The following is a 22,069-nucleotide window of genomic DNA, read 5'->3' as shown; positions in this document are numbered from 1 at the left end:
TTATAGCGGGGTGAGTGTATGTTATCGGGGGGATTTTAATTTGGATGTTGCGTTAATGAAGCGCGCTTCGTTTTTTCTTCCCGTCGATGTTTTGGGCTTGATGCGGGCTATGCGGTCTTCCGGACGCGGGTGGGTTTTAAGGAACACCATAAATCTCGGCTCGTCGGCTTTTTGCGAAGCGAGGCGCTCCAGAAAATTCGTAAAGGCGACGCTGTCGTAACCCGCGGCTTTAAGTATTTCAACGGCTTTTGCGTCGGCCTCTTCCTCGTCTTTCCTTGAATATCCCTTAAAAAGTATATCGGTGGAGAATCCGGTAAGCGCAGCGGCCTGCGATTTATCTTTTGCCATCAGGGCGATAACGTCTGTGCCCGCCCCGACGAGGTTTGCCTTTTGTATTTCTTTGGCTATGTGCCGCGAGGATACGTGCGATATTTCGTGCGCCAGCGCCGCGGCGAATTCCGCTTCGTTTTCCATCAGTTTGAGGGCGCCCTTAGTGACAAAAATATATCCTCCCGGCGCGGCGTAGGCGTTTACGGTTTCCGAATCCAGAAGCGCAAAGTGATAGGCGATGTTGGCGCGTCCCGAATGACGGGCCAGGGTTTGTCCGACGAGGTTTATGTATTTTGACGCGGCCGCGTCGTCGCGGTAACCGAATCCGGCGCACAGATTGGCCGCCACTTCTTTGCCCAGCGCGGTTTCTTCGGCGTCGGACATCGGGACGGCCGCGCTTACAAATTTTGAGCCGATGGTTATCGCCGTTGCGGCGTCGGGCGCCGACATTGGCAGCTGGGCGCAGGCGGGAAGCAATGCGGTTAGAACGGCGAGGGCTGAAAGTTTTTTCACCTGAGCCCCCCGTCGGCGATAAATTTTTCGAGTTCGGCTTTCGATATGTAAACGCCCTCGATTTTGGCCAGCGCGTCGTAATCGCGCGATGTCGCGTCGCCAGAGACGCCGGCTTCGTCGAGGCCGCGGACACCCGCCACCGTAGTCGGAACGTTTTGACGTTTGTCGGGCCGACGTAACAATTTTTGCCAGAACGATGGCTCGGCAGCCCCCGCGGTTACGGTCGCGGCGGTCAAAATGCACAGCGCCACGAGCGACAAGGCCGTCGGTTTGGCGCGGTCCCTCGATTTTTTGCAGGATGAGGATGAGATTGATTGAGTGACTGATGCGGTTTGCGCGGCGTCCGGTTTTAGAGACATTGGCACACCTCTATTTTTTTTCGACAATCAAATTTACGGGTTGCGAGAATCCGAATTCGCCGCGTATGTTTTCGGCGGCGACTCTTAAACTTATTTTTCCGGTAGTTACGGTTGCGGTTTCCTTCGGGTCAAATACGAAAACGTAAGGCGGAGTGTAAACGTATCCGCCCGCCCTCCGATAGTTTTTGGAGTCGGCGGAGATTTCGAGCCAGGCCTTTTCCGTCGAGAAACCGGATACGGCGGCCGTAATCTTTTTTAGAATATCGGGGGCCGCGGGTGTGTCCTCCACTGAAATGATTTCAACTTTTACGCCTGCCGCCGCGCCGGCAGGCACGAGTTTTACGGCTATGGCCGGCTCGAATACGCTTATTGGTGTTTTAAGAGGATTTTCCGCGGCCAGATGAGGCCATTGGCCCAGGGAAGTATTTATCCATGAATCGACCTCGCGGTCGCCCCACGCGGCGGCAAGAATCGGCGCCGAGGACACCGAATCAAAGTATTCGTTGGGCGACCATACGGCTATATAGTTGTCGCCGCCGAAATTGAGTTTATCGAGCGGACATTCGACCCAGAACCAGCGGGCTTCTCCTACGGTGTCGATGGCGTTTTCGTAATCGTATTGCGCCGGTATGTCGGCGGATTTTGTCAGCAAAAGATAATCCGACGGCCTCCAGGCGGGCGTAGACGATGTTGCGGCGTAGATTTCGCCGGGATAAGGTTCCCTGACCCAGGCCGGCTTGCCGGGCGTGTTTTGTGTTTTCATCCTTCCGAGTTTTGCGCCCAGATAGGCGCGGACAAAATCGTTTTTTTTGCGGCCGGCGAGGTTTATTTTTTCTATCCAGGCCTGGTTGCTGCCGACGTACCAGTTGCCGTCCCAGCCGCCTGTGGCAAACAAATTGTATTTTGTGACGGGCATTTTTGAGACGTAAACCGGATGCGCCGTTGCCTGCTCCGCGGAGGAATTTTTGGCCGCGTTCAGCGTCGCCGGCGCCGTCAGATGCGCCGCGCATGCCGGAATCATAGCCGCCGCGACAGCCAATATTCCGATTTTATATTTACTCAGCCGCATAATCCCGACACCTCTTAAACTTGAGTCAATTGAAAACCCCCGTTATTTGTCATTCTGAGACCTTCGGCGAGCGTCATTCTGAGTCCTTCGCTATGTCATTCTGAGCGAAGCGAAGAATCTCAGTTTTTCGCTCAGGATAAACTCCGCGAAGAATCTCAGTTTTTCGCTCAGGATAAACTCCGCGAAGAATCTAGTTTTCCGACGAGCCAAAGCGAGACCCTTCGTTTCACTCAGGGTGACAAAAGCGAAAGGTTCAGGGTGACATTTTGGGCACTTTTTCAATTGACTTAACTTTGTTTTAAGAAAGTTTATTTCGCCGCCGCTTTTTTAAGCACGCGCGACAAACGTTCCAGGTCTTCGAGCGAATAATAATGTATAGATATTTTTCCTTTTTTGGGAGTGCCCTGTATGCGGACTTTGGTTCCGTAGGCGTGTTCCAGGGCGCTTTCAAGATGGGCGAGTTCGGCGTTGCGTCTGTTTTTTTTCGACGTGCCGGCGTCGCTTCCCGCTTTTTTAATTTCGCGGGCGATTAGTTCGACTTCGCGCACGCTCAGGTTTCCGTCGAGGATTTTTTTCAGTATTTCTTTTTGCCTGCCGGCGTCCTGTATCGCGGCCAGCGTTCTTCCGTGACCGGCGGAGATTGTGGAATCTTCTATCAGCGCCTGTATTTCCCGCGATAATCCCAGCAGTCGCACGGCATTTGCTATTACCGAGCGGTCTTTGCCCAGAGTTTTTGCCAAATCTTCCTGCGTGTGCCCGAAATCTTTCATCAGGGACCTGAACGCGAGCGCTTCTTCTATGGGATTAAGGTCCTCACGCTGAATATTTTCCACCAGTGATATCTGAAACTTGTTTTTCTCGTCGGTGTGGCGCACCACCGCGGGTATTTCTTTTAATCCGGCCATTTTCGCGGCGCGCCATCTTCTTTCTCCCGCGATTATTTCATAGGTTCCCGGCTCTGTCGCGGGGGATACGACTATGGGCTGCGCAAGTCCGTGGGCTTTTATGGATGCGGAGAGTTCTTTGAGTTTATTTTCGTTGAAGTTTTTGCGCGGCTGATTGGGGTTGGCGTGTATTTTGTCGACGGAAATCTTGCTTTCGCCGCGTTCGGCGGGGGTTCCCCCGGCGGTTCTATTTTTCGGCAGCAGGGCTTCGAGTCCTCTGCCTAATCCTCTTTGCATTGTTTATTACTCCTTAGATGTGGCGTTGGATAATTTTTATTTCAACAAGAGATACAGTAAAAAAATCGCTATTGTTAATTTAGATACTTGTATCAATATTAATGATTTCCAATTTATCTGCTTATGTAGAGTTTCATATAGTTCGCCAACCACCTTATTTTTAATCCTTTGTTTTTGTAATAAATAATTGCCGAGATGAAATTTAATTGAGTAGATAGTGCTACCGAGTAGCCAAATAACAAACAGCCAACCTAATATTTCAAAGAATACCATATTTTGCCGCCTATCTTATAGATATTTATTCGTTTTTCTCGGTTCGACTACGTCATAATCAAGATTGTCATTCCCGAATGTCGTTATCGGGAATCCATTCTTATATCTGGATTCCCGCTTGCGCGGGAATGACAACCCTGAACGTATATGTCCATCACCGCTTGAACAGACACAACAGCTTCAATTTTCAGCTATTTTTGTTTCTTTAAGAATTCTTCGGCCAATTCCAGATAAACCTCGGCGCCCTTGGAATTTTTGTCATAAGTGATAATCGGCTTTCCGAAACTCGGCGCCTCGGCCAGCCGCACGGTGCGCGGTATTACAGTCGAATATGTCTTTTCTTTGAAGTGTTTTTTTACTTCGGCTATGACTTGGTTGGCCAGATTGAGCCGGGAATCATACATAGTTATGAGGACGCCCTCAATTTCAAGTTTGGGATTAAGACCTTCGCGGATAAGTTCTATGGTTTTAAGCAGCTGGCCGAGGCCTTCCAGGGCGTAGTACTCGCATTGCAGGGGAATTATTATAGAGTCGGCCGCGGCCAGTGAATTGAGCGTAAGCAGACCCAGAGACGGCGGGCAGTCGATAATTATATATTTATAAACCTTATGAAACCGGGCCAAAACTTTTTTTAAAAAGAATTCTCTTTCTTCGGCTCCGGCGAGTTCTATCTCGGCGGCTATCAAATCGAGCGTTGACGGAACCACGTCGAGCCAGTCGATTTCCGTCGGGCGAACGGCGTCGTCGAGTGGAATTTCAGACAGCAGCGCCCTGTAGATGTTGGCTTCAAGATTCTTGTCTATGCCCACGCCCGAAGTCGCATTCGCCTGAGGATCCATATCCACAAGCAGCGTCTCTTCGCCCAGATGCGCGAGCGAGGCGGCCAGATTGACCGCCGTAGTCGTTTTTCCTACCCCGCCTTTTTGGTTGGCCAGCGCTATTATTTTGCTCATAGGTTATTGTTTCACGTGAAACTTTAGCGCTTTTGTCTTTGCGCTCATCGGGAAGATTATATAAAAATGAGGAAGGTGGAATGAAATGCGGCGTGCGCCGCGTAAAATCTACCAGAGCCCGTATCTTTTCCAGCGCAGGGCAAGTTCCGCTAAAATCACAAGAACAACGGCCGCAAAAAAGACCGTCGGCGTCGAGGCCTCCCCCGATGTCCTTCCGGCTTCGCGCGGGCTTGATTTCAGGCGTTTCGATATTTCCTCCGACGGCAAACCGCCTTCGGCGGCGGCCATATCCGCCGACACGTACAATCCGCCGGTTTCCTGCGCCAGCCGCCCAAGAAATTCTCTGTCGACTTCCAGATTCGACGATTCATCCGCCCAATATGGCCCGGCGACGAAGCTTTTGAACGACTTGCGCAGCGCGGCGCCGCTTACGGACTCGGTAATCTCTATCGTGTGACGGCCCGACGTTTTTGGCGCGAAGGCGAACGCGGCGTAATCGCCGCCGTTACCGGATTCTTTCAGCGTTTCGCGACGTCCGTCGGGTCCGGCGACGGTTGCCGAGATTCGGCCCGCCGGCGAGAGTTTTTTTACCAGGAATTCCACATCTTCGCCGATAATCGCCTTCTGCGGCGGACCTATGATATTTCTTGCGGTATCGTCGCGGGCCGAGGCCAGCCATGAGAGCAGATTTTTCCAGAAGGTCTCATAGACGCGGTCGGCCGAGCCCATCCGCCATCGCCACGTGGAATTGGTCGCCAAGGCCGCCGTCCGGCCCGCTCTGAAGTCAAGCAGGGCAAGAACCGGCGCCGCTTCGAGCGATGTCGTCCTCGCCCATGGATGCTTTATGGGGACTTTCGCGCCCGCCCGGGGGCTCATAATCTGGAGCCAGTCGAGTTTGGGCAGATTTTTCCGTACACGGACGTCCTCGTCCCGGCCGTATAGCAGTTCCTCGGCGCCGTCGGCAGTGACCGGAGCGAACAGACCTGTTTCTTCCGGTTCTTTCTGCTGACCTATCGTTACCGGCAGCATATCTACGATAGGCGTGCGGGCGTATCCGCCGCCGGCGAACGAGTTCTCTCCGCCCATCATAAGAAATCCTCCGCCATCGCCCACCCATTTTTTGAGGACTTCAAAATGCGGCGAGTAAATGCCGAACCTCTCGAAGGTAAAATTCTCGAAAATCACGACGTCGAAGTCGGGAAGCCGGTTCATAAGGACGTCGGCGCCCGGAAAAGGTATGAGGGAGAGTTCTTCGTCGGGCACGAGCGCCACATTTTCAGGGTTGCGGAGTATTACGAACGTTACCAGTTCTATACCGAAGTCATTTTTAAGGAAATCCCGCAGGAAAGCGTATTCATACGAGGGGCGTCCGCACAGATAGAGCACCCGGAGCTTGTCGCGTAAAACGTCTATGGCGAATGCCTTGGAGTTGTTTTCACGGGTCGTTTCGCCGGCAAAAGTGCTCACTGATACTCTATATTCGATGCGTCCGGTTTTGGCGGCCGCGAAGGGTAAATTTAAAGGGTTATCGCCTTCGCGCAGGGTGAGGGTGGCGCTGCTTATTTGCGCATATTCCCGCGCCGCGCCGTCTCCGGTTGCCATTTGAAGCGTTACAACGGCGCCGAGACCGTTGAATCCGCGCGAACGGACGTTCATCGCCAGTTCGTTTCTTGAACCTTTGAATGAAAAGGCCGGCGGCTTTACGTCCGCAAGGGAAACGTCGCGGACATCGCCGCGTTCCGTGAAGACATCCAACGCGAATACCGGAATGTTGCCGTATGTATTATTCTGTCTTTGGCGGCTCGACGACGACACGGTTTCCGCAGCCGTCTGAACCCCGTCGGAAAACAGTAATATACCGTCTATTCCGGAGCCAAAGGCCTCTTGGAGCTCGCGGAGCGCGCCTTTTATGTCCGTCGGGCCGCTTTTTTCAAGAGAGTATATTTGAGACGGACGGATGCTTTTCAACGCGCCCGCGAAGGTGAATAATTCGACTCTATATACGCTTTCCAGCGATTTAAGATTTTTTTTGAAATATCGGCAGATGTCGCCGGAGCGGGCGCTTAAAAACATACTGTCGGAAACGTCAATCAGCGCCGCCAGAGTTTTTTTTGGTTTTTCTTCCCGGAAAGTTACGCTCATTCCGGCGGCGGACGTCAAAGCCAGGGCTATGGCGAAGCCGCGGAGTATCCGCAGTATTGCCGGAGCGCGGGATTTTATAACGGCAAAATAAAACGCCGCGGAGGCAAATATGGCCGCAATCGGCATTAAAGCGATATTTTCAAAAACTATAATCATTTCGGCGGTTCCGTCGCGGGATTTGTTTCTATCGACGTATCTTTCTTTCTATAAACGGCTGGTGCACGGCGTCGCTTTTGTATGTTCCCGTAAGAGAATAAAGGATAAAGTTGACGGTGAGCTTGTGGCTTTCCCACCTCTGGCGTTCTCTTGCCGGCACACATTCGTAGAGATAGTTTCCGAACTTATCTTTTTGCCACGCGCCCCCGATGTCGTTTGACGAAAGCACCGCGGCGTAGCGCGAACCTGATAATATGCCTTCAAGATAATCCCTGCGCATAACGCGTCCCGCGGGCCCTCTCATAAGATAAAAACTCCTGTAAATTGAGTGTGATTCGGGTATACGCCCCCAGCGTTTTCCGGGAAAAATTCTGGCGAATTCTCTTTGGATTCCCCGCCTGAAAGGCGACTCCACGCTGTCGGAGGAATCGTCGATAAACATTGTGCCGCCTCTGTCGAAAAAATCCCTGAGAATTTTTACCTGCTCGTCGCTTAATGGCGCAAATTCGCGTTTGCCGAAAAGCCAGACCACCGGCGTCTGAAAGATTCCCTCGCCGACGGCGATTATTTTTCTTTCCCGCGCGGCGGCCACGCTCGTGGTTGTCGTCAGAAAACTTATTATTTCTTCCCACATTCCGGGATAGGGATCCCAGTCGCCCTCGTAGCGTATCTGGGCGAAAACAAAGATGTTCCTCGACGTATCCGCCGCCGGCGACGACGAAAGGGATAACAGCGCGGCAGCCGCAACGGCGAAAATGCGTAATAGCCGGTTTGAGTTTTTTTTCATCTTTTATTGAGAATAAAGACCATAATATTTTCCGAGGCCAGCAGCGCCATAAATATCAGCCGGAGAATTCCGGCAATGGAGCGGCCGGCGGCCATGGACGCCATAAGGGCGGTATCCGTCGGAGAAACGCGGTAGATGGATGCGTTTTTAACGAAAGTGTCGATGTTGTCGACGCGCCGCGTGTCGCTTTCGGACGGGTGAGTGTTGAGAATATACCACGATTTGCCGCCGCCGTCGGGATTTTCGGGATGCTCCACCGAGAAAATCGCGGGTTCGTCTATGGGCGGAACAATTCCGCCCGCGACGGCGATACTTTTGGCGCCCGACGTCAGGCGGGCTCTTCGACGGCGATGGCCGTCGCCGAGGGCGCCGGGCGTTCCCACAAAACCGTAAACCACGCGCTCCTGCGGCGGGACGTCGGGCGAAAGGAGGACTTTAAGAAGCGGCACGAATCCCGGCTTGATGGCAAAATCCGAGCGCGATCTGTCGGCCGAGGAATTGACGAATGTAAATCTTCCGTCGGTGACCATAAACGGCGTGCCGTCGTCCAGGCGCATCGGAACTTTCAGCGTTTTCTCCGCCGATATTTTAAAATATTTAGACACGTTCGTGTTCCAGTCGAACTCTGAGGCGGCGGGCATTAACCCGTCCGGATTTTCGGCGGCTCTCGCCGTTTCGCGTTTGTTGATAACCGCGCCCGCGGATACGCCCATCGCGCTGAAATCTTCTTGGAACGCGTCCGCGGCAAAAAGTATCACCCGTCCCAGTCCCGACAGATATTCCGTTATTTCCTCTTCGCGGTCTCGCGGCCAGAAGTTGGAAAAAAAGACCGCGTCGAAGTCGTTTAAGCGGAAATCCGCGAAATCATAAAAGCGCACGGTTTTAGCGTCCATTCCCAATGACATCGCCGCGGCTTCAAGATAATACACCTCCGAAAAGTGGCCGGGTTTCGGGTTGCCGTCGACGATAATGGCCTTTACGTTACCGCGGGTTTCCGGCGCCGCGAAGCGGTAAGTGTCGTCTTTGCGCAACGCGTCGCCGCGTATTTCAAATATGCAGGGTTCCAGAGGCGCCGCGCGCCAGAAAGTTCCGGCTTTATTCGACCCTTGTTTGAGCGAAACGCTTATTTCTCCGAGATTTTTGCCTCTCGAACTCAGGGAAAGCATTGCGTTACCGTCGAAATCGCGGCTTTCTATGTGCGCCGCGAGATTTCCGTTGTCGTCGACGGAATATCCGGTTATCCAAACGTTGGGCCGAATTTCTGCGCCGGACGCAAGCAGCAACAGCGGTTTCCGGCCGTTCTGAAACGATACCTCGCGCGCAAAACCGGAGCGCGCGGCGTCCGTAAACCATATAATTGTATTTTTGGAATACACAGATTCCTTAATTAGCGCCGCTGCGGCTTCAAGCCCCGCGGCGTGGTCGGTGGCGTCGTATCCGGCCGCGGTGCGGGATATGCTTTCGCCCGCGGCGATTTTATTGAGAGTAAAAGGAGTTATTTGCGGATGCCGCGCATCCGAGTAGGCCGCCACGGCCACGGCGGTTTCGCTTGGAAGGCGTTTGAGAATTTCAAGAGCCGCGGTTTTGGCGGCCTCGTGCTCCGTAATTCCGCCTGCCGAAAAATCTCCGGAGAGCGAAACGTCGAATAGAAAAATCACCGCGGAATCTCCGGCGGAGGCCTTTGCGCCCCCGACGGAAAAATAGGGTCCGGCGAACGACGCTCCCAGCGCGGCCAGCGCGGCGCAGCGCAATAACATAAGAAGTATTTTTTGCCATCGCCGCAGAAGTGTTTTTTCGCGGGTTATTTTTTGCACAAGAAGAATGCTGGGCAGCGTCAGGGTTTTTCGTCTGCGCGCCAAGAGGTGTATCAGCGGCGGCAGCGACGCGGGCGCCAGAAAAAGCCACCATAGTGGTTCGGCGAAGAATATAGGCATAAATTAGGGGATAGGGTTTAGGGTTTAATTTGACTCAATTGAAACCACCCGTTATTTGTCATTCTGAGCCCTTCGGCGAGCGTCATTCTGGGTCCTTCGCGATGTCATTCTGAGCGAAGCGAAGAATCTCAGTTTTTCGCTCAGGATAAACTCCGCGAAGAATCTAGTTTTCCGACGAGCCAAAGCGAGACCCTTCCCCCGCATCAAGCGCGGGGTCAGGGTGACAAAAGCGAAAGGTTCAGGGTGATATTTTGGATACTTTTTCAACTGACTCAATTGATTAATCAATAGGATTTTAGAACAATAGGCGAGCGATGTTTTTTTCGGGCGCTTCGTCGGTAAAAAAAAGATCGTAACCGACGGAATGTTTCCCCAGAGATGTCCGCCAGAAAGAAATTTCCGCGTCCATCGCTTCGCGGTACTTTTTTGCCGCGGCGGGATCTATCTCGACGCTTTCAAGAGTTTCGGAATCGGTTACTGTCGTCGGTGAATCGATATCGAGGGACATTTCGCTCCTGTCGAGAATATGTATCAGGCGGCACTCGTGCCGCATCGAAGAAAGACGTTTGATAGCGGCAAGAATTTCGCCGCGGTCTTCGAGCAGGTCGGAAATAAGAAGAAAAAGCGAGCGCTTTTTCATTTTGGCGGCCATGCCGTCGGCTGCGGCGGGAAGTCCGCAGCTGCCTTCGGCTTCGACGGTTTCAAGGATATTCATTATTTCTTCAAACCGCCCCCACCCCCCCGCCGCCGGCAGGAAAATTCCTCCGTCGCGTTTGGCGATACAAAGTCCGACCGCGTCGCCCTGGGCGGCCAGCACATAAGCGGCGGCGGCGGCGATTTTTTTTGCGTATTCGAGTTTGGCCGGACGTTCACCGAAGCGATTATTTTGTCGTTCGGACGGGAAGGCCATCGACGCCGATGCGTCGAGTGTAATGTATGCCCTTACGTTGGTTTCGGCGCGGAACTGTTTTACGAAAAATCTCTCGTTTCTGGCGAAGAGTTTCCAGTCGACGTGTTTTATGTCGTCGCCGAAGACGTAACCGCGATGCTGCGAAAATTCCAGCGATTGTCCGGTGTGTCTGGACGCGTGACGTCCCGCGACGGTGCCTTCGGCCCTTCTGGCGGTTTTCCAAACTTTTCCGGCGATGGCGCCAAGAATCTTTGCGTCAAGCAGTTCGCTCATCGAAGTGCGCCCCGAAAAGTTCCTCTATAAGCGCGTCGGTCGTTACGCCTTCGGCCTCGGCGGTGTAATTGAGTATCATCCTGTGACGCAGCGCGGGCTTTACGACGGCTGCCACGTCTTCGGTGGAAACTGTCATCCGCGAATTGAGTATGGCGTGGGCTTTGGCGGCCAGTATTACGCTTTGCGTCCCGCGCGGCCCCGCGCCCCACTGGACGTATTTGAGCGAAGATTTGGCCGCCGTTTCTTTTCCGCCGGGTCGGGTGTCTCTGACCATGGCTACGACTTTTTCGAGTATATAATCCGAAACCGGCACCTGCCGCACTATGTCCTGCAACGCGATGATGTCCGAAGCCGAAAGTATTTTGTCGACGGGGGACGCCTCCCGCGACGTGGTCGTCATCGCAATGGTTTTTTCTTCGGCCGCCGTGGGATAAGATATGTTTATCTGAAAGAAAAATCTGTCGAGCTGCGCTTCGGGAAGAGGATAAGTCCCTTCCTGCTCTATCGGGTTTTGAGTGGCCAGTACGAAAAACGGGGGTTCCAGGGCGTACGACTTTCCCGCCGACGTGACCTTCATTTCCTGCATCGCTTCAAGAAGCGCCGACTGAGTTTTAGGAGGAGTGCGGTTGATTTCGTCGGCCAGAAGTATCTGGGTGAACACCGGACCGGGTATGAATCTGAAAATTTTTCGCGCGGTTGCCGGGTCTTCCTGTATTATTTCCGTTCCCGTGATGTCGGCGGGCATAAGATCGGGCGTGAATTGTATTCGCGAGAATTTCAATCCCAGAATTTCGGATAGTGTGGATACCAAAAGGGTTTTTGCCAGACCGGGAACGCCTACGATAAGACAATGTCCTTTGCTGAAAAGCGCCACGAGCAACTGCCCGACGGCCTCGTCCTGACCGACTATTTTTTTTGACAGTTCCGACCTGACGGATGCCCCCGCCCGCGAAAGTTTGGCTACGAGTTCCTCGGCCTTGTATTTGTTTGTCATGGAGACCTCCGGATGTTATACAACTCCGCGACGCGGATTTCGACGGCTTTCAGCGGCTCCGCGGATGAAATTTTTTATGAATGTCCTTCAAACGCCTGCGGTCTATATGAGTGTAGATTTGCGTTGTGGATATGGAAGAATGCCCGAGCATTTCCTGTATGCTTCTTAAATCCGCGCCGCCTTCCAGAAGATGCGACGCGAACGAGTGTCTTATGGAATGCGGCTTTACGTTTTTTAATATTCCCGCGGCCGCGGCGTTTTTTTTAAGGCGTTTCCAGAAGGATACGCGGCTGAGGGGCCTGCCGCCCGCTCCGGCAAAAAGATAGCCGTCGTCGGAAATTGCCGCGCCCGACGACAGTATATGTTTTTCAACGAACATCGCGGCGGTTTTATTGAGAGGCACAATCCGCTCTTTGGACCCTTTGCCTTTTACTTTGATTATTCCCAGAGTCGGATCAGGGTCGGATTTCTTTAATGTGAGCACTTCGGAAATTCTTAAGCCCGACGAGTACATCACTTCCAGCATCGCCCTGAATCTGAGTTGATTTTTGGTTTTGTACGGGACGGACGAGATGAGCGCCGCGATTTCCGGCGCCGATAAAAACTCCGGCAGCAACGCGGCCGTTTTGGGCAGGGGCAGATTCATTGTGGGGTCGTCGGGAAGGTCGTGTTCAAGGACAAGAAATCTGTAAAATTGCCTTATCGACTCCATATTCCGGTAAATACTCGCGGCCGCCATTCCTCCCGTTTTTCTGTCCCACAAATATCCGGATACGGTATCCTGAACTACTTTCTCGACGGGAATTTTGAGTTTTTTCAGATATTCCAAAAATATTTTAAGATCGCTGCGGTAGGCCTCCAGCGTGTTGCGCGCCAGACCCTTTTCCGCGGATATGTATGCTTCAAACTCTTGGAGCAACTCGGCGGGATTCTTCATAACTGATTCCTGAAAAACGGATTGGAGAGTTTTTCGGCGTACAAAGTGGTGGCGCTTCCGTGACCCGGATATATGGCGGGATTGCCGCGGATGGCCATAAATTTGGATACGGACGCCGCCATCGCTTTTTCATCTCCGCCGGGCAAATCGCATCTTCCTACCGTTTGGCGGAAAATTGTGTCGCCGGAAAAAACCGCGAACGCCTCGCCGTTTTTTTTCCGCGCTATCAGGCATATCCCGCCGGCCGTGTGTCCCGGCGTGTGCATTACTTCCAGCGATATTTCCCCTGCGGAAACCGTATCTCCGTCGTTTAGAGCGCCGTCGGCCGGAGGCGCCGAAATGAAGTCGCCCGTGAAGGCCGAAAGATTTTTTTCGCTCGATACGAGCGCCTCGAATTCGAGCGGGTGCGTCAGTATGAGAGCCCCGTACTTTGCTTTGATATCCCCCGCCGCGCCGATGTGGTCGGCGTGGCCGTGCGTAAATATTATGCGCCGGCAGACGGCTTTTTCTCTATCCAGCGCGGCTATTATTTTTTTCGCCTCGGCTCCGGGGTCTATTACCACGGCTTCCGACGAATCGTCTATGAGGATATAGCAGTTGGTTTCAAGTTCTCCGACGGAAACGGTTATGATTTTCAAAAGAACCTCGTCAGAAATGATGCCGCCCTTAAAGCCGCAGCGGCAAGTATTCCGGCGGCGGTATCGTCGAGCATAATGCCCCATTCGTAAGGCAGGCGCTGTATTTTTTTTATCCCCAGAGGTTTGAGCACGTCGAAAAATCTGAAAAGAGCCACCGCCGCCAATGCGTTCCAGAGTCCCTGAGGAGCGGCGGCCATCGCCAGCCAAACACCGGCCGCCTCGTCGATAACTATTCTCTGGTCGTCCTCGGTTTCAAGATAAGTCCGCGTGGCTCTGACTATGAAGACACCGGCGATAAACATAGCCGCGGCGGCGAAAAGTCCAAATCCGCGCGGAACCATAAGCGCATACAATGCCGCCGCCGCGACGGAGCCGGCCGTGCCGGGCGCGGCGGGAAAAAATCCCGCGCCGAAAAAAGAGGCGAAAAACATCGAAGGTTTCATATTCGGCGGAATTTCAGAAGGGGTCATTATTACGCGAAACTCAACAAGACGGGAATCTTGCCGCGCGCGGCCGGCTCGCGGGTTTTTATTTCAGAAGATATTTGTACTTGGAAAGATACCGCGCGCCGGAATAAAAAGTCAGCACCGTTATAAGGAACATAAGCGTGAATGGCGCGGGGGCCAGCACTTCAAGCCACGCCGTGTGCTCCGGCATGCGGGTTTTTATGTAAGCGCGGGCCACCAGAATTATAAGTATCGCGATGCAGACGACCGTCTGAGAAGTTGTCTTGAACTTTCCGGCTTTGTCGGCCGGAATGATTACCTGCCCGGCGGCGGCAAGAGACCGCAGCCCCGTGATAAGAAATTCTCTGGATATTATCACTACGACCATCCACGCCGGGATGCTGAGTTCTTTGAGACCCACAAAGGAGACGAGCGCGGAGGAAATCAGGAGTTTGTCGGCCAGAGGGTCAAGAAAAGTTCCCAGGGTGGTCACTTCATTTCGCTTGCGCGCGAAATAGCCGTCCCACGCGTCTGAAAGCATTCCCAGCAGAAACAGCGCGAGCGCCGCAAGGCGGGCCTCAAAACTGTTGACGTACATAAGAAACACGAAAAACGGCAGAATCGCCAGACGGAAAACGGTAAGTTGAAGCGCTATGTTCATATATAGGTGTTATTCTATCAAATCAACGGATTTTGTTCAATCCCGCAAAGAGAGCGCGCACCCGCGCGGCTTCCCGCTCCTCCCCGAGTGTCTCGTAAAGAGCCGCGAGATATTCGCGCACTCTGTCGTCGGCAAGATCGTAAACGTATATCGAGTGCGCGGCTGTGTAAACCGGTTTAATGTCGCGCAGCGGCCCGAAAATATTTTTATCGGCGTAATAATTTGCAAATAGATTAGTCGCCGATACGGCAAGATATTTTTGCGGCCGGGCGGATATGTTTACGTCCGACCCGCCGCGCGGCACATTTGTAATAAAACCGACGGGACGGTATTTTATTCCGTGATATCCGGGGTCCGCCGTGCCGAAGTACGAAAGATAAATGCCGTCGACGCCGCGGGTTTTAAGAAAAGCCGACAAATCCGAGAGTCCCTGCCCCCAGTCGAGGTTTGAGTCCAGCAGATATTTGTGTCCCCGCGACGGTCCTCCGAATATATGGCTGAAATAACTTATGTGCCAGGGATGAACCGCCGCGAATTCCGCGGCGCAGGAAGCGAGCAAAAATACGGCCAGTATTTTAGAATATGCGTTTTTTCTGAGTAGCGCCGCCGCTCCCGCGCCGGCAAAGAGGACGATAAAAGGATAGACGGGCAGTATGTGTCTGTGGCCTATCTGGATTTTTGAAAAACACGCCGCGACGAAGAAAACCATCGCCGGAATAGTCAGGTAAAGTGTGTTGCGCGCCGCCATATTCGTTTTGACGGATTTGCCGTCGACATAGTCAGCTTTCGCCGGCTTTTTTTTAAGAAAGAAGTACGCAACGGCGGCCGCTATCATAGTTGCGGGTGTTTTAAGTATGAAAGCCGCCGGGAAATAATAGAGCCATCCGCCCACGGTGTATTCGCCCATAAGAAAACTTGCTCTGGGCATTAAGGCCGCCGAGCGAAGTGTATAATCGAGTCCGCGGAAAAAATATTCGGGATTTGAAAAAAAGTAAGACGCCCACACAACGGCCGATGCCGCCGCCACCGCCGCGACGGCCTTTCGCGCGTGACTGCCGGACACATCGCCGTTTCTGACGGCCAGAATAAAGACCGCAGCCAGCGACACGGGCAGAGTTATCATCGAAAATTTGGCCGCCAGCGCCGCGCCTGCTGCGGCTCCGGCGGTCACGCTCCAGAAATATCCCTTAACTTCGCCCAGTGCCTCACGGAATGAAAAAGCGGCCAGAAAGAAGAAAGCCGTCGCCGCGTAGTCGGTCGTTATCAAAAAAGAATTGCCCGCTGCCGCAGGATAAAAAACCCAGAAGGCCGTCGAGGCCAGAGCGGCTGTACGGCCAAAGGATTTTTTTGCGCACAGAAACAGCGCCAGAGTGAACAAGGCGGCAAGGGCAATCATCGCGCCGCGTCCCGCGCCAAGAAGACGGTCGGCGTCCAACCTGTTTTTATATAGAAAAAAATCGCCGATGCGGTATTGGTTGCCCTGCATATCGGCCCGCCACGGATGCGACGCCGAGGGAAAATCCGGTTTGATAAAAACAAGCGGTAATGCCGCGATGAGTTTTGCCAGCGGCGGATGGTCTATTGCGTTCATCTCAAACGAACTCGTGACGTAGTAGGAGTATCCGGCCGCAAGATGCACGGCCTCGTCATAGGTCTGGGAGTTTTTGCGCGCGGCGTCAATTCCGGTTGCGATTTGCATTGCCAGAAGCGCCGACAATATTGCGTATGTGGCTGTATTTTTAGTCAATATCGACATTGTATCAGAGCGACAAATTTTATGTGATTATCTGTTTTGAGTATCAACGATACTATCTTTCCCGCGTTGTTGATTTGACTCAATTGAAAAAGTGTCCAAAAATGTCACCCTGAACCCTTCGGTTTTGTCACCCTGAGTGAAACGAAGGGTCTCTCCTGAGCGAAAAACTGAGATTCTTCGCGGAGTTTATCCTGAGGCATTATGAGATTCTTCGCTACGCTCAGAATGACGCTCGCCGAAGTACCCAGAATGACGCTTGCCGAAGGACTCAGAATGACAAAAAACGGTTTTTTTTCAATTGACGCAATCTAAGAAATTTTAACTTTATATATTCGACTTCCCACTTACTACTTCCTGCTTCCGGATTGTGTGCCGCCGTCGAGAATGCCCAGATACCGCTTTGCCTCGGCATTGGAAGGGTCGATTTCAAGAGTTCTTGCCAGGTTGCTCCGCGCGCTTGCGAAGTCGCCCTTTTTCCAGTATATGACGGCCTTGTTGTAATAGGCAAGCGAGAAATTTTCCGACAAAGTCGCCGCGCGCGAGTAGTTTTCAAGCGCCTCGTCGTCGCGTCCGAGTTTTTCGGCCGTTACGCCCAGGTGCAGCCACGCGCCGGCCGCTTCACGCCGCACAGCCGCGCGCACGTCGGGCGCGGCGCGATATTCGTCGGCGAGGGCGGCGTAGCGGTCGTATACGGCTGCGGCGTATTTGTAGTAGCGATGAGCGCCTTTGAAATCGTTTTCCGCGAACCTGCACCATCCCAGATGATAGGCGGCCGGAGGAAAAATTTCTTTCATATAGAGCGCCGCAAGAAACCACCGCTCGGCGGATTTTCTTTCTCCGGACGTCATCAGATAAAAACCCCGACGGTGCAGCGCCTTGGCGTAGTCCTCGATGATATCCGGCGTAAAAAATTCGCGGTGATTTTCGTAGCGGTAATCGCCGCGGTAAAAATAAATTTCATCGAGCAGCGATGCCGCCGTCGGGTCGGCGGACGCGCGGCCTGCGGCGGCAAGAAGCCCCGCGGGAGTCGTTTCGACATCGGTCAGGGGGAATTCCGCGTCGTTGGAAAAAAACACGCGGCGGTTTCCGTCGACGAAACGCTTCCAGTCGTCGGGGCTTTTGAGCGGCGTCAGCGCGACGGGCCATCCGGCGTTCATTTTTTTGTACCACGCAGAACCCGCAAGTCCCGCCGCCACCACGTTGAGGTCATCGCGCTGTTTTCGTTCGGCGTAACGTCTGTGCCACATTGAGAATACCTGAACATCCTCTTTTATGACTATCACGGCCTGCCGCGCCGAAACCGACATGTTGCGGGCGTAGTCGACGAGAAAAAAATTGTGCCGCTTGTTTACGCCGGGCAGGGCCGAAGCGAATATCCATACGGGAACAAGCCAAATTCCGGCGTTTGCCAAAACAGCGCCCCGTCCGGCCCGCGCGGATATTTCAGAATACGCGAATCCGGCTCCGGCGGCCGCAAACAGGCAAAAGAATAAATCCGGCAGCAGAAAATGCGCTTCAAGTATGGCAAGCGCGTGAGTGTTGGGGGGCATATTGGCAAGATACATAAACATTACGCCGGTTACGCCGAAACCCGTCGCCGCAAACCAAAATAAAGACCGGCGCCGTCGGAAAAGGTATGCCGCGCCGACGACGGAGGCCGCCGCGCCCGCAGGCGTAAAATCTCTTAGTATGTGCGCGGCGTAATATCTCATCTGCACAAAAAAGTTTTCGCCCGCGGCGAATCCGCTTGAAATCAGATCCAGCGTTCCGCCGTGCGAACGGCGCATAAGCGAATCAAAAAGCCGCGCCATCGTCGAGGTATCGCCCCAGTTTATCGCCGGTCCGCTTTTTGCGCGCACCCACGAATAAAGAAAAACGCTCAATCCGGCCGCCATAGCCGCGTGGGCCGCCGCGAGTTCTTTGACCGGCAAGCGCTTAAAATAAGCGTAAAGAATAAAAGAAGGATAAACCAGCGCGGCGTCGGTGCGCGCTCCGGCGCTTATGCCCAGCACAAAAAAAGCCGCCGCCGAGCTGCCGTCCAAAAGCAGATATACGGCGCAGAGTATCAGGAAAATGCTCATCGTATACATTTCCTGCACGACCGCCAGATACCAGTAGAAATATGAAAAAGCGAAACCCGCCGCCATTGCCGCAGCGACGTGGTTTTTCAGACGGAAAGTTTTTCGGATGAGGGCAAAAAATACGGCCGCGGCTCCGGCCATGAACAACGCCGAGAGGACGGTGATTCTGTAAGCGTAGTTTCCCAGGGGGATAATCCGTCCGGCGATGTTTGCGGCCAAAATATAAAGAGGATATCCGGGCGGATGCGCCACGCCCAAAGTGGCCGCGACACTCGTCATCTCTCCGGAGTCGCGGTAAGGCGCCAGCGCCGGAAAGGCCGTAATAATGTAGACGCAGAATGCGGCAATAAAGACGACTGATTTCATAATCTATGGTTTCGCGGGAGCGGACGGCACAAATAATTATACAAGTTTCAATTGAAAAAGTGTCCAAAATGTTCCCCTGAACCCTTTGCTTTTGTCACCCTGACCCCGCGCTTGATGCGGGGGAAGGGTCTCGCTTGTCGGCGAGAAAATACGCGGAGTTTATCCTGAGGCATTATGAGATTCTTCGCTACGCTCAGAATGACGCTCGCCGAAGGACCCAGAATGACGCTTGCCGAAGGACTCAGAATGACGCTTGCCGAAGGACTCAGAATGACGCTCGCCGAAGGACTCAGGATGACATCGCGAAGGACTCGGAATGACAAATACCGGTTTTTTTTATTTGTCTCAAATTTTAATCGGGCATTGACAAATGAGCAGGGGTGAAAAATCTTTAGCCCCTGCAAACAGAACATTTTTCGCCGACGGGGGCGAAATATTTTCTCTCCCGCATTATGGAATTGGCGGACGTCCATAAAACGTGATTTTTGACATGCTAAAAGAAAACACTTGACTTCGGGCGGTTTGTAGTATACCTTATTGGTATAGTTTGAATAATTAGAAATATTGGAAAGGACTCGGAATATGAACAGTGAGCTAGTTATCACGACGTTTGAGGCGGCCAAGATTCTGAGCGTCGATATCAGCACGGTTATCAACTGGATCAACGCGGGCAGGATCGCGGCATATAAAACACCCGGCGGCCATCGGCGCATCAAGTTGTCGGACTTACGGGAGTTTGCCGAAAAGTATTCGCTTCCGCAGGCAGAGGAAATAGCTAAGATGATCGCCGATACCGGCGCGGCCTCCGTCCGAGCGCCGCTCAAAGTTCTGGCGGTGGACGACGACGCGGGTGTTCTGCATTTTGTGGCGACGGCCGTCGAGCACATTATAAAGAACGTCAGCGTGGCGGTCGCGTCCGACGGCCTGGAAGCCGGCGAAAAAATAGCCGAGTTCAGGCCCGATGTTCTCATACTCGACATTAAACTTCCGGGTATAGACGGCTTTGAGGTTCTTCGGCGGCTTAAAAAACGCAATATGAAGATACTGGCCATCAGCGCTTTTCCGTCGGACGAGACGCGGCGGAAAATACTTGCCGCGGGAGCCGACGCATTTCTGGTCAAACCTTTCGACATAGCGGAGCTTAAAAAGACAATATTATCGCTCGCTCCTGAAGCGGCGTGGGTGGATTAATGTTTTGGCTGTTTTTTTTGACACTTTCGGCGGTTGCCATAGCGCTGGCTTTTACGTTCGGGCGCAGATACCATACGACTTCCGCGACGCGCTCCACGGCGGCGGATAACATAATCTCGTCGATGAGCGACGGTTTTCTGCTTGTTTCGCCCGAAGGCAAAGTTATTGACGCCAACGCGGCTTTCGAGTCGTTGTGCGGCGCTCGCCGCGACAAAATATTGGGCGCTGACGCTTCGCGGTTTTTTGCCGATCGCTATGATTATGACCGCATAGCGGATGCCGTTTCGCGGGGCGCGGCGTTGCCGCTTTTTCCGGCGATTCTGGTCTTGCCCGGATGCAAACGCGCGGAAGCGGAGATAAGCTGTTCGCCGGTCAAGGATTCGACGGGGGCGGTTACGGCCGGCGCGATGATATTCAGGGACGTCGCGGAGCGCCGGGCCGCCGAGGAGAAAATAAGGGCGGCGGCGCGGGCGCAGGAAATAATGGCAGCGACGGCGGTGATGTACGTAGGTCTTAAAGATTCCGACGATATCTATCGGGTAATTTCCGACCGGCTGAGCATTCTGGCCGGCGATTCGCCGGTTTTCGTTAATATTTATAATCCGGCCCGCCGCGTTTTAACGCCGCGCGCCAAATCGGCTTTTCCGTCCGTATTTGAATTTATTTTAGGATTTGCGCCCGGTGAGTTCCGGAAAACGGAATTTCCGGTGTCGCAGGATGTCTACGACAAGCTTTTGGAAGGACGGCTGATAGAACTGCGCGGCGGAGTTGAGGAATTGTTTCAGGGAAAGTTGTCGCGCGTCGTTGCGCAAAAAATAGCGAGTTTGCTTTCGGTCGACAAAATATATGTGGCGGGCATATCGTATTCAGGACGTCTTCTGGGTTTGGCGGCCCTGGCCCTGCGGCGCGGCGTGTCTGTCGAAATTCCGGTGGTGGAGACATTCATCGCTCAGGCCTCCGTGGCGCTGACGCATCACGAAACGCTCAATCTTCTTAAGAAAAACGAAGAGCGATTCCGGCTTCTGGCCGAGAACGCCGCCGATATAATTTACCGCGTGCGCTTGGCGCCGGAAATGGCTTTTGAATACGTGAGTCCGTCGGTGGAAAAAATAACGGGGTACTCTCCGGAAGAGCATTATAAGAATCCAAATCTGGGGTTCGAAATGGTCTATCCCGACGACCGGCCCGCGCTCGCGGGCGATGGCAAGGACTTCTTGCGGCCCGCGCAAACAAGGTGGCTGACAAAATCCGGCAAAATTATATGGGTTGAGCAGAAAAACGTCCCGATTTACGACGACGCGGGACGTCTTGTAGCCATTGAAGGCATCGCGCGAGACATCACGGAACGCGTACTTGCCCAAAAAGAGAAGGAGAATCTTAAGATGCGGCTTGTGCGCTCCGGGCATATGGCTTCCGTCGGAGAACTTGCCGCGGGGCTGGCCCACGAAATAGGCAATCCGCTGCAGACGATTCTGGGCAATGCCGAGCTTCTCCGGCATACCGGAAGCGGCGAAGAGGTCGACTCTATACTCTCCGCGGCGCGGCACGCCGGAACAATCATAGAAAATCTGCTTGGTTTCGCGCGGCAGAGTGAAATGTGTTTCGTGTCGACTTCAGTCGCCGACATCGTAGACAAAACACTGTCGCTTTACGGCAAGCAGTTGAAACTCGGCGGAATAAGGATAGAAAAAAAATACGCTCCGCTTCCGCCGGTATCGGTATCCCCCTCCCATCTTTCCCAGGTTTTTATAAATATAATCACCAACGCCCGCAAGGCCATGTCCCACGGAGGAACCCTTACCATTGAAACGCGGCCGGAATATAACCCGCCTTTGTCCGCGGAAAATATATCTTCGGACGAAGGAACTTCGCGGGATTATGCAGCGGTTGTTTTCACCGATACCGGCGACGGAATAGACCCGGCGCAAATCGGGCGTCTGTTTGAGCCGTTTTTCAGTATGCGCAAAGGCGGAACGGGTTTGGGTTTGTCCGTCAGTTATGGAATAGTCAAACAGCACGGCGGTCGTATAACTGCGTATTCGGCCGGTTTGGGAAAAGGCGCCGAGTTTAAGATTCTTTTGCCTCTTAAGGCGCCGCCGGCAAGCTCAGGAGCTTAAAA

Annotated in this window: 21 protein-coding genes; 3 read left to right on the top strand and 18 right to left on the bottom strand. The window is 53.3% G+C overall.

Going from position 1 to position 22,069, the window contains the following annotated elements; all coding sequences use genetic code 11:
* Window positions 1–21: 21 nt before the first annotated feature.
* From CVU77_08805 to CVU77_08720, 18 genes are all read right to left on the bottom strand, one after another.
* The gene (locus CVU77_08805; GenBank protein PKN00747.1) at window positions 22–843 is read right to left on the bottom strand and encodes a hypothetical protein; all 822 of its coding nucleotides are present in this window, start codon (window positions 841–843) and stop codon (window positions 22–24) included.
* A complete protein-coding gene (locus tag CVU77_08800) occupies window positions 840–1,202 on the bottom strand; it encodes a hypothetical protein (protein PKN00746.1) in 363 nt (120 codons plus the stop codon). The genes CVU77_08805 and CVU77_08800 overlap by 4 nt, the downstream gene beginning before the upstream one ends.
* A 10-nt stretch (window positions 1,203–1,212) precedes the next feature.
* Window positions 1,213–2,271, bottom strand: coding sequence for a hypothetical protein (locus CVU77_08795; GenBank protein PKN00745.1), 1,059 nt, complete (start codon window positions 2,269–2,271; stop codon window positions 1,213–1,215).
* A gap of 90 nt (window positions 2,272–2,361) precedes the next feature.
* Window positions 2,362–2,553: a hypothetical protein gene (locus CVU77_08790; protein PKN00744.1), complete on the bottom strand. Its 192-nt coding sequence runs from the start codon at window positions 2,551–2,553 to the stop codon at window positions 2,362–2,364.
* Window positions 2,554–2,579: 26 nt separating this feature from the next.
* Complete coding sequence (locus CVU77_08785) at window positions 2,580–3,452, bottom strand: chromosome partitioning protein ParB (GenBank protein ID PKN00743.1); 873 nt, start codon at window positions 3,450–3,452, stop codon at window positions 2,580–2,582.
* 36 nt (window positions 3,453–3,488) lie between these two features.
* Window positions 3,489–3,725, bottom strand: coding sequence for a hypothetical protein (locus CVU77_08780; GenBank protein ID PKN00742.1), 237 nt, complete (start codon window positions 3,723–3,725; stop codon window positions 3,489–3,491).
* A 191-nt stretch (window positions 3,726–3,916) separates the two neighbouring features.
* On the bottom strand, window positions 3,917–4,678 hold the full coding sequence (locus CVU77_08775; GenBank protein ID PKN00741.1) for a sporulation initiation inhibitor Soj: 762 nt from the start codon (window positions 4,676–4,678) through the stop codon (window positions 3,917–3,919).
* A gap of 108 nt (window positions 4,679–4,786) precedes the next feature.
* Window positions 4,787–6,976: a hypothetical protein gene (locus CVU77_08770; GenBank protein ID PKN00740.1), complete on the bottom strand. Its 2,190-nt coding sequence runs from the start codon at window positions 6,974–6,976 to the stop codon at window positions 4,787–4,789.
* 28 nt (window positions 6,977–7,004) lie between these two features.
* A complete protein-coding gene (locus tag CVU77_08765; protein ID PKN00739.1) occupies window positions 7,005–7,763 on the bottom strand; it encodes a hypothetical protein in 759 nt (252 codons plus the stop codon).
* Window positions 7,760–9,697, bottom strand: coding sequence for a hypothetical protein (locus tag CVU77_08760; GenBank protein PKN00738.1), 1,938 nt, complete (start codon window positions 9,695–9,697; stop codon window positions 7,760–7,762). Before CVU77_08760 ends, CVU77_08765 begins: the two co-directional genes overlap by 4 nt.
* Window positions 9,698–9,992: 295 nt before the next feature.
* Complete coding sequence (locus CVU77_08755) at window positions 9,993–10,880, bottom strand: hypothetical protein (protein ID PKN00737.1); 888 nt, start codon at window positions 10,878–10,880, stop codon at window positions 9,993–9,995.
* Window positions 10,864–11,874 carry an AAA family ATPase gene (locus CVU77_08750; GenBank protein PKN00736.1) on the bottom strand — a complete coding sequence of 337 codons (1,011 nt, stop codon included), beginning with the start codon at window positions 11,872–11,874 and terminating at the stop codon, window positions 10,864–10,866. Before CVU77_08750 ends, CVU77_08755 begins: the two co-directional genes overlap by 17 nt.
* A 49-nt stretch (window positions 11,875–11,923) precedes the next feature.
* Window positions 11,924–12,811, bottom strand: coding sequence for a tyrosine recombinase (locus CVU77_08745; GenBank protein PKN00735.1), 888 nt, complete (start codon window positions 12,809–12,811; stop codon window positions 11,924–11,926).
* Complete coding sequence (locus CVU77_08740) at window positions 12,808–13,533, bottom strand: MBL fold metallo-hydrolase (GenBank protein ID PKN00734.1); 726 nt, start codon at window positions 13,531–13,533, stop codon at window positions 12,808–12,810. The genes CVU77_08745 and CVU77_08740 overlap by 4 nt, the downstream gene beginning before the upstream one ends.
* A complete protein-coding gene (locus tag CVU77_08735) occupies window positions 13,446–13,919 on the bottom strand; it encodes a phosphatidylglycerophosphatase A (protein ID PKN00733.1) in 474 nt (157 codons plus the stop codon). Before CVU77_08735 ends, CVU77_08740 begins: the two co-directional genes overlap by 88 nt.
* Before the next feature lie 58 nt (window positions 13,920–13,977).
* Window positions 13,978–14,556, bottom strand: a complete 579-nt coding sequence (gene pgsA / locus CVU77_08730; GenBank protein ID PKN00732.1) for a CDP-diacylglycerol--glycerol-3-phosphate 3-phosphatidyltransferase — start codon at window positions 14,554–14,556, stop codon at window positions 13,978–13,980.
* A gap of 22 nt (window positions 14,557–14,578) precedes the next feature.
* The gene (locus tag CVU77_08725) at window positions 14,579–16,312 is read right to left on the bottom strand and encodes a hypothetical protein (protein ID PKN00731.1); all 1,734 of its coding nucleotides are present in this window, start codon (window positions 16,310–16,312) and stop codon (window positions 14,579–14,581) included.
* 347 nt (window positions 16,313–16,659) lie between these two features.
* On the bottom strand, window positions 16,660–18,759 hold the full coding sequence (locus tag CVU77_08720) for a hypothetical protein (GenBank protein PKN00730.1): 2,100 nt from the start codon (window positions 18,757–18,759) through the stop codon (window positions 16,660–16,662).
* A gap of 174 nt (window positions 18,760–18,933) precedes the next feature.
* Between CVU77_08720 and CVU77_08715 the strand changes: the two genes are divergently transcribed.
* From CVU77_08715 to CVU77_08705, 3 genes are all read left to right on the top strand, one after another.
* The gene (locus tag CVU77_08715; protein PKN00729.1) at window positions 18,934–19,143 is read left to right on the top strand and encodes a hypothetical protein; all 210 of its coding nucleotides are present in this window, start codon (window positions 18,934–18,936) and stop codon (window positions 19,141–19,143) included.
* A 198-nt stretch (window positions 19,144–19,341) separates the two neighbouring features.
* Window positions 19,342–19,950 (top strand): histidine kinase, encoded by a 609-nt coding sequence (locus tag CVU77_08710; protein ID PKN00728.1) that lies wholly within the window; start codon window positions 19,342–19,344, stop codon window positions 19,948–19,950.
* On the top strand, window positions 19,950–22,067 hold the full coding sequence (locus tag CVU77_08705; protein PKN00727.1) for a hypothetical protein: 2,118 nt from the start codon (window positions 19,950–19,952) through the stop codon (window positions 22,065–22,067). Before CVU77_08710 ends, CVU77_08705 begins: the two co-directional genes overlap by 1 nt.
* The last annotated feature ends 2 nt before the right edge of the window (window positions 22,068–22,069 follow it).

The sequence above is a fragment of the Elusimicrobia bacterium HGW-Elusimicrobia-1 genome (assembly GCA_002841695.1).
In the GTDB taxonomy this organism is placed as follows: domain Bacteria; phylum Elusimicrobiota; class Endomicrobiia; order PHAN01; family PHAN01; genus PHAN01.
This window is presented reverse-complemented; position numbering and strand designations above follow the sequence as displayed.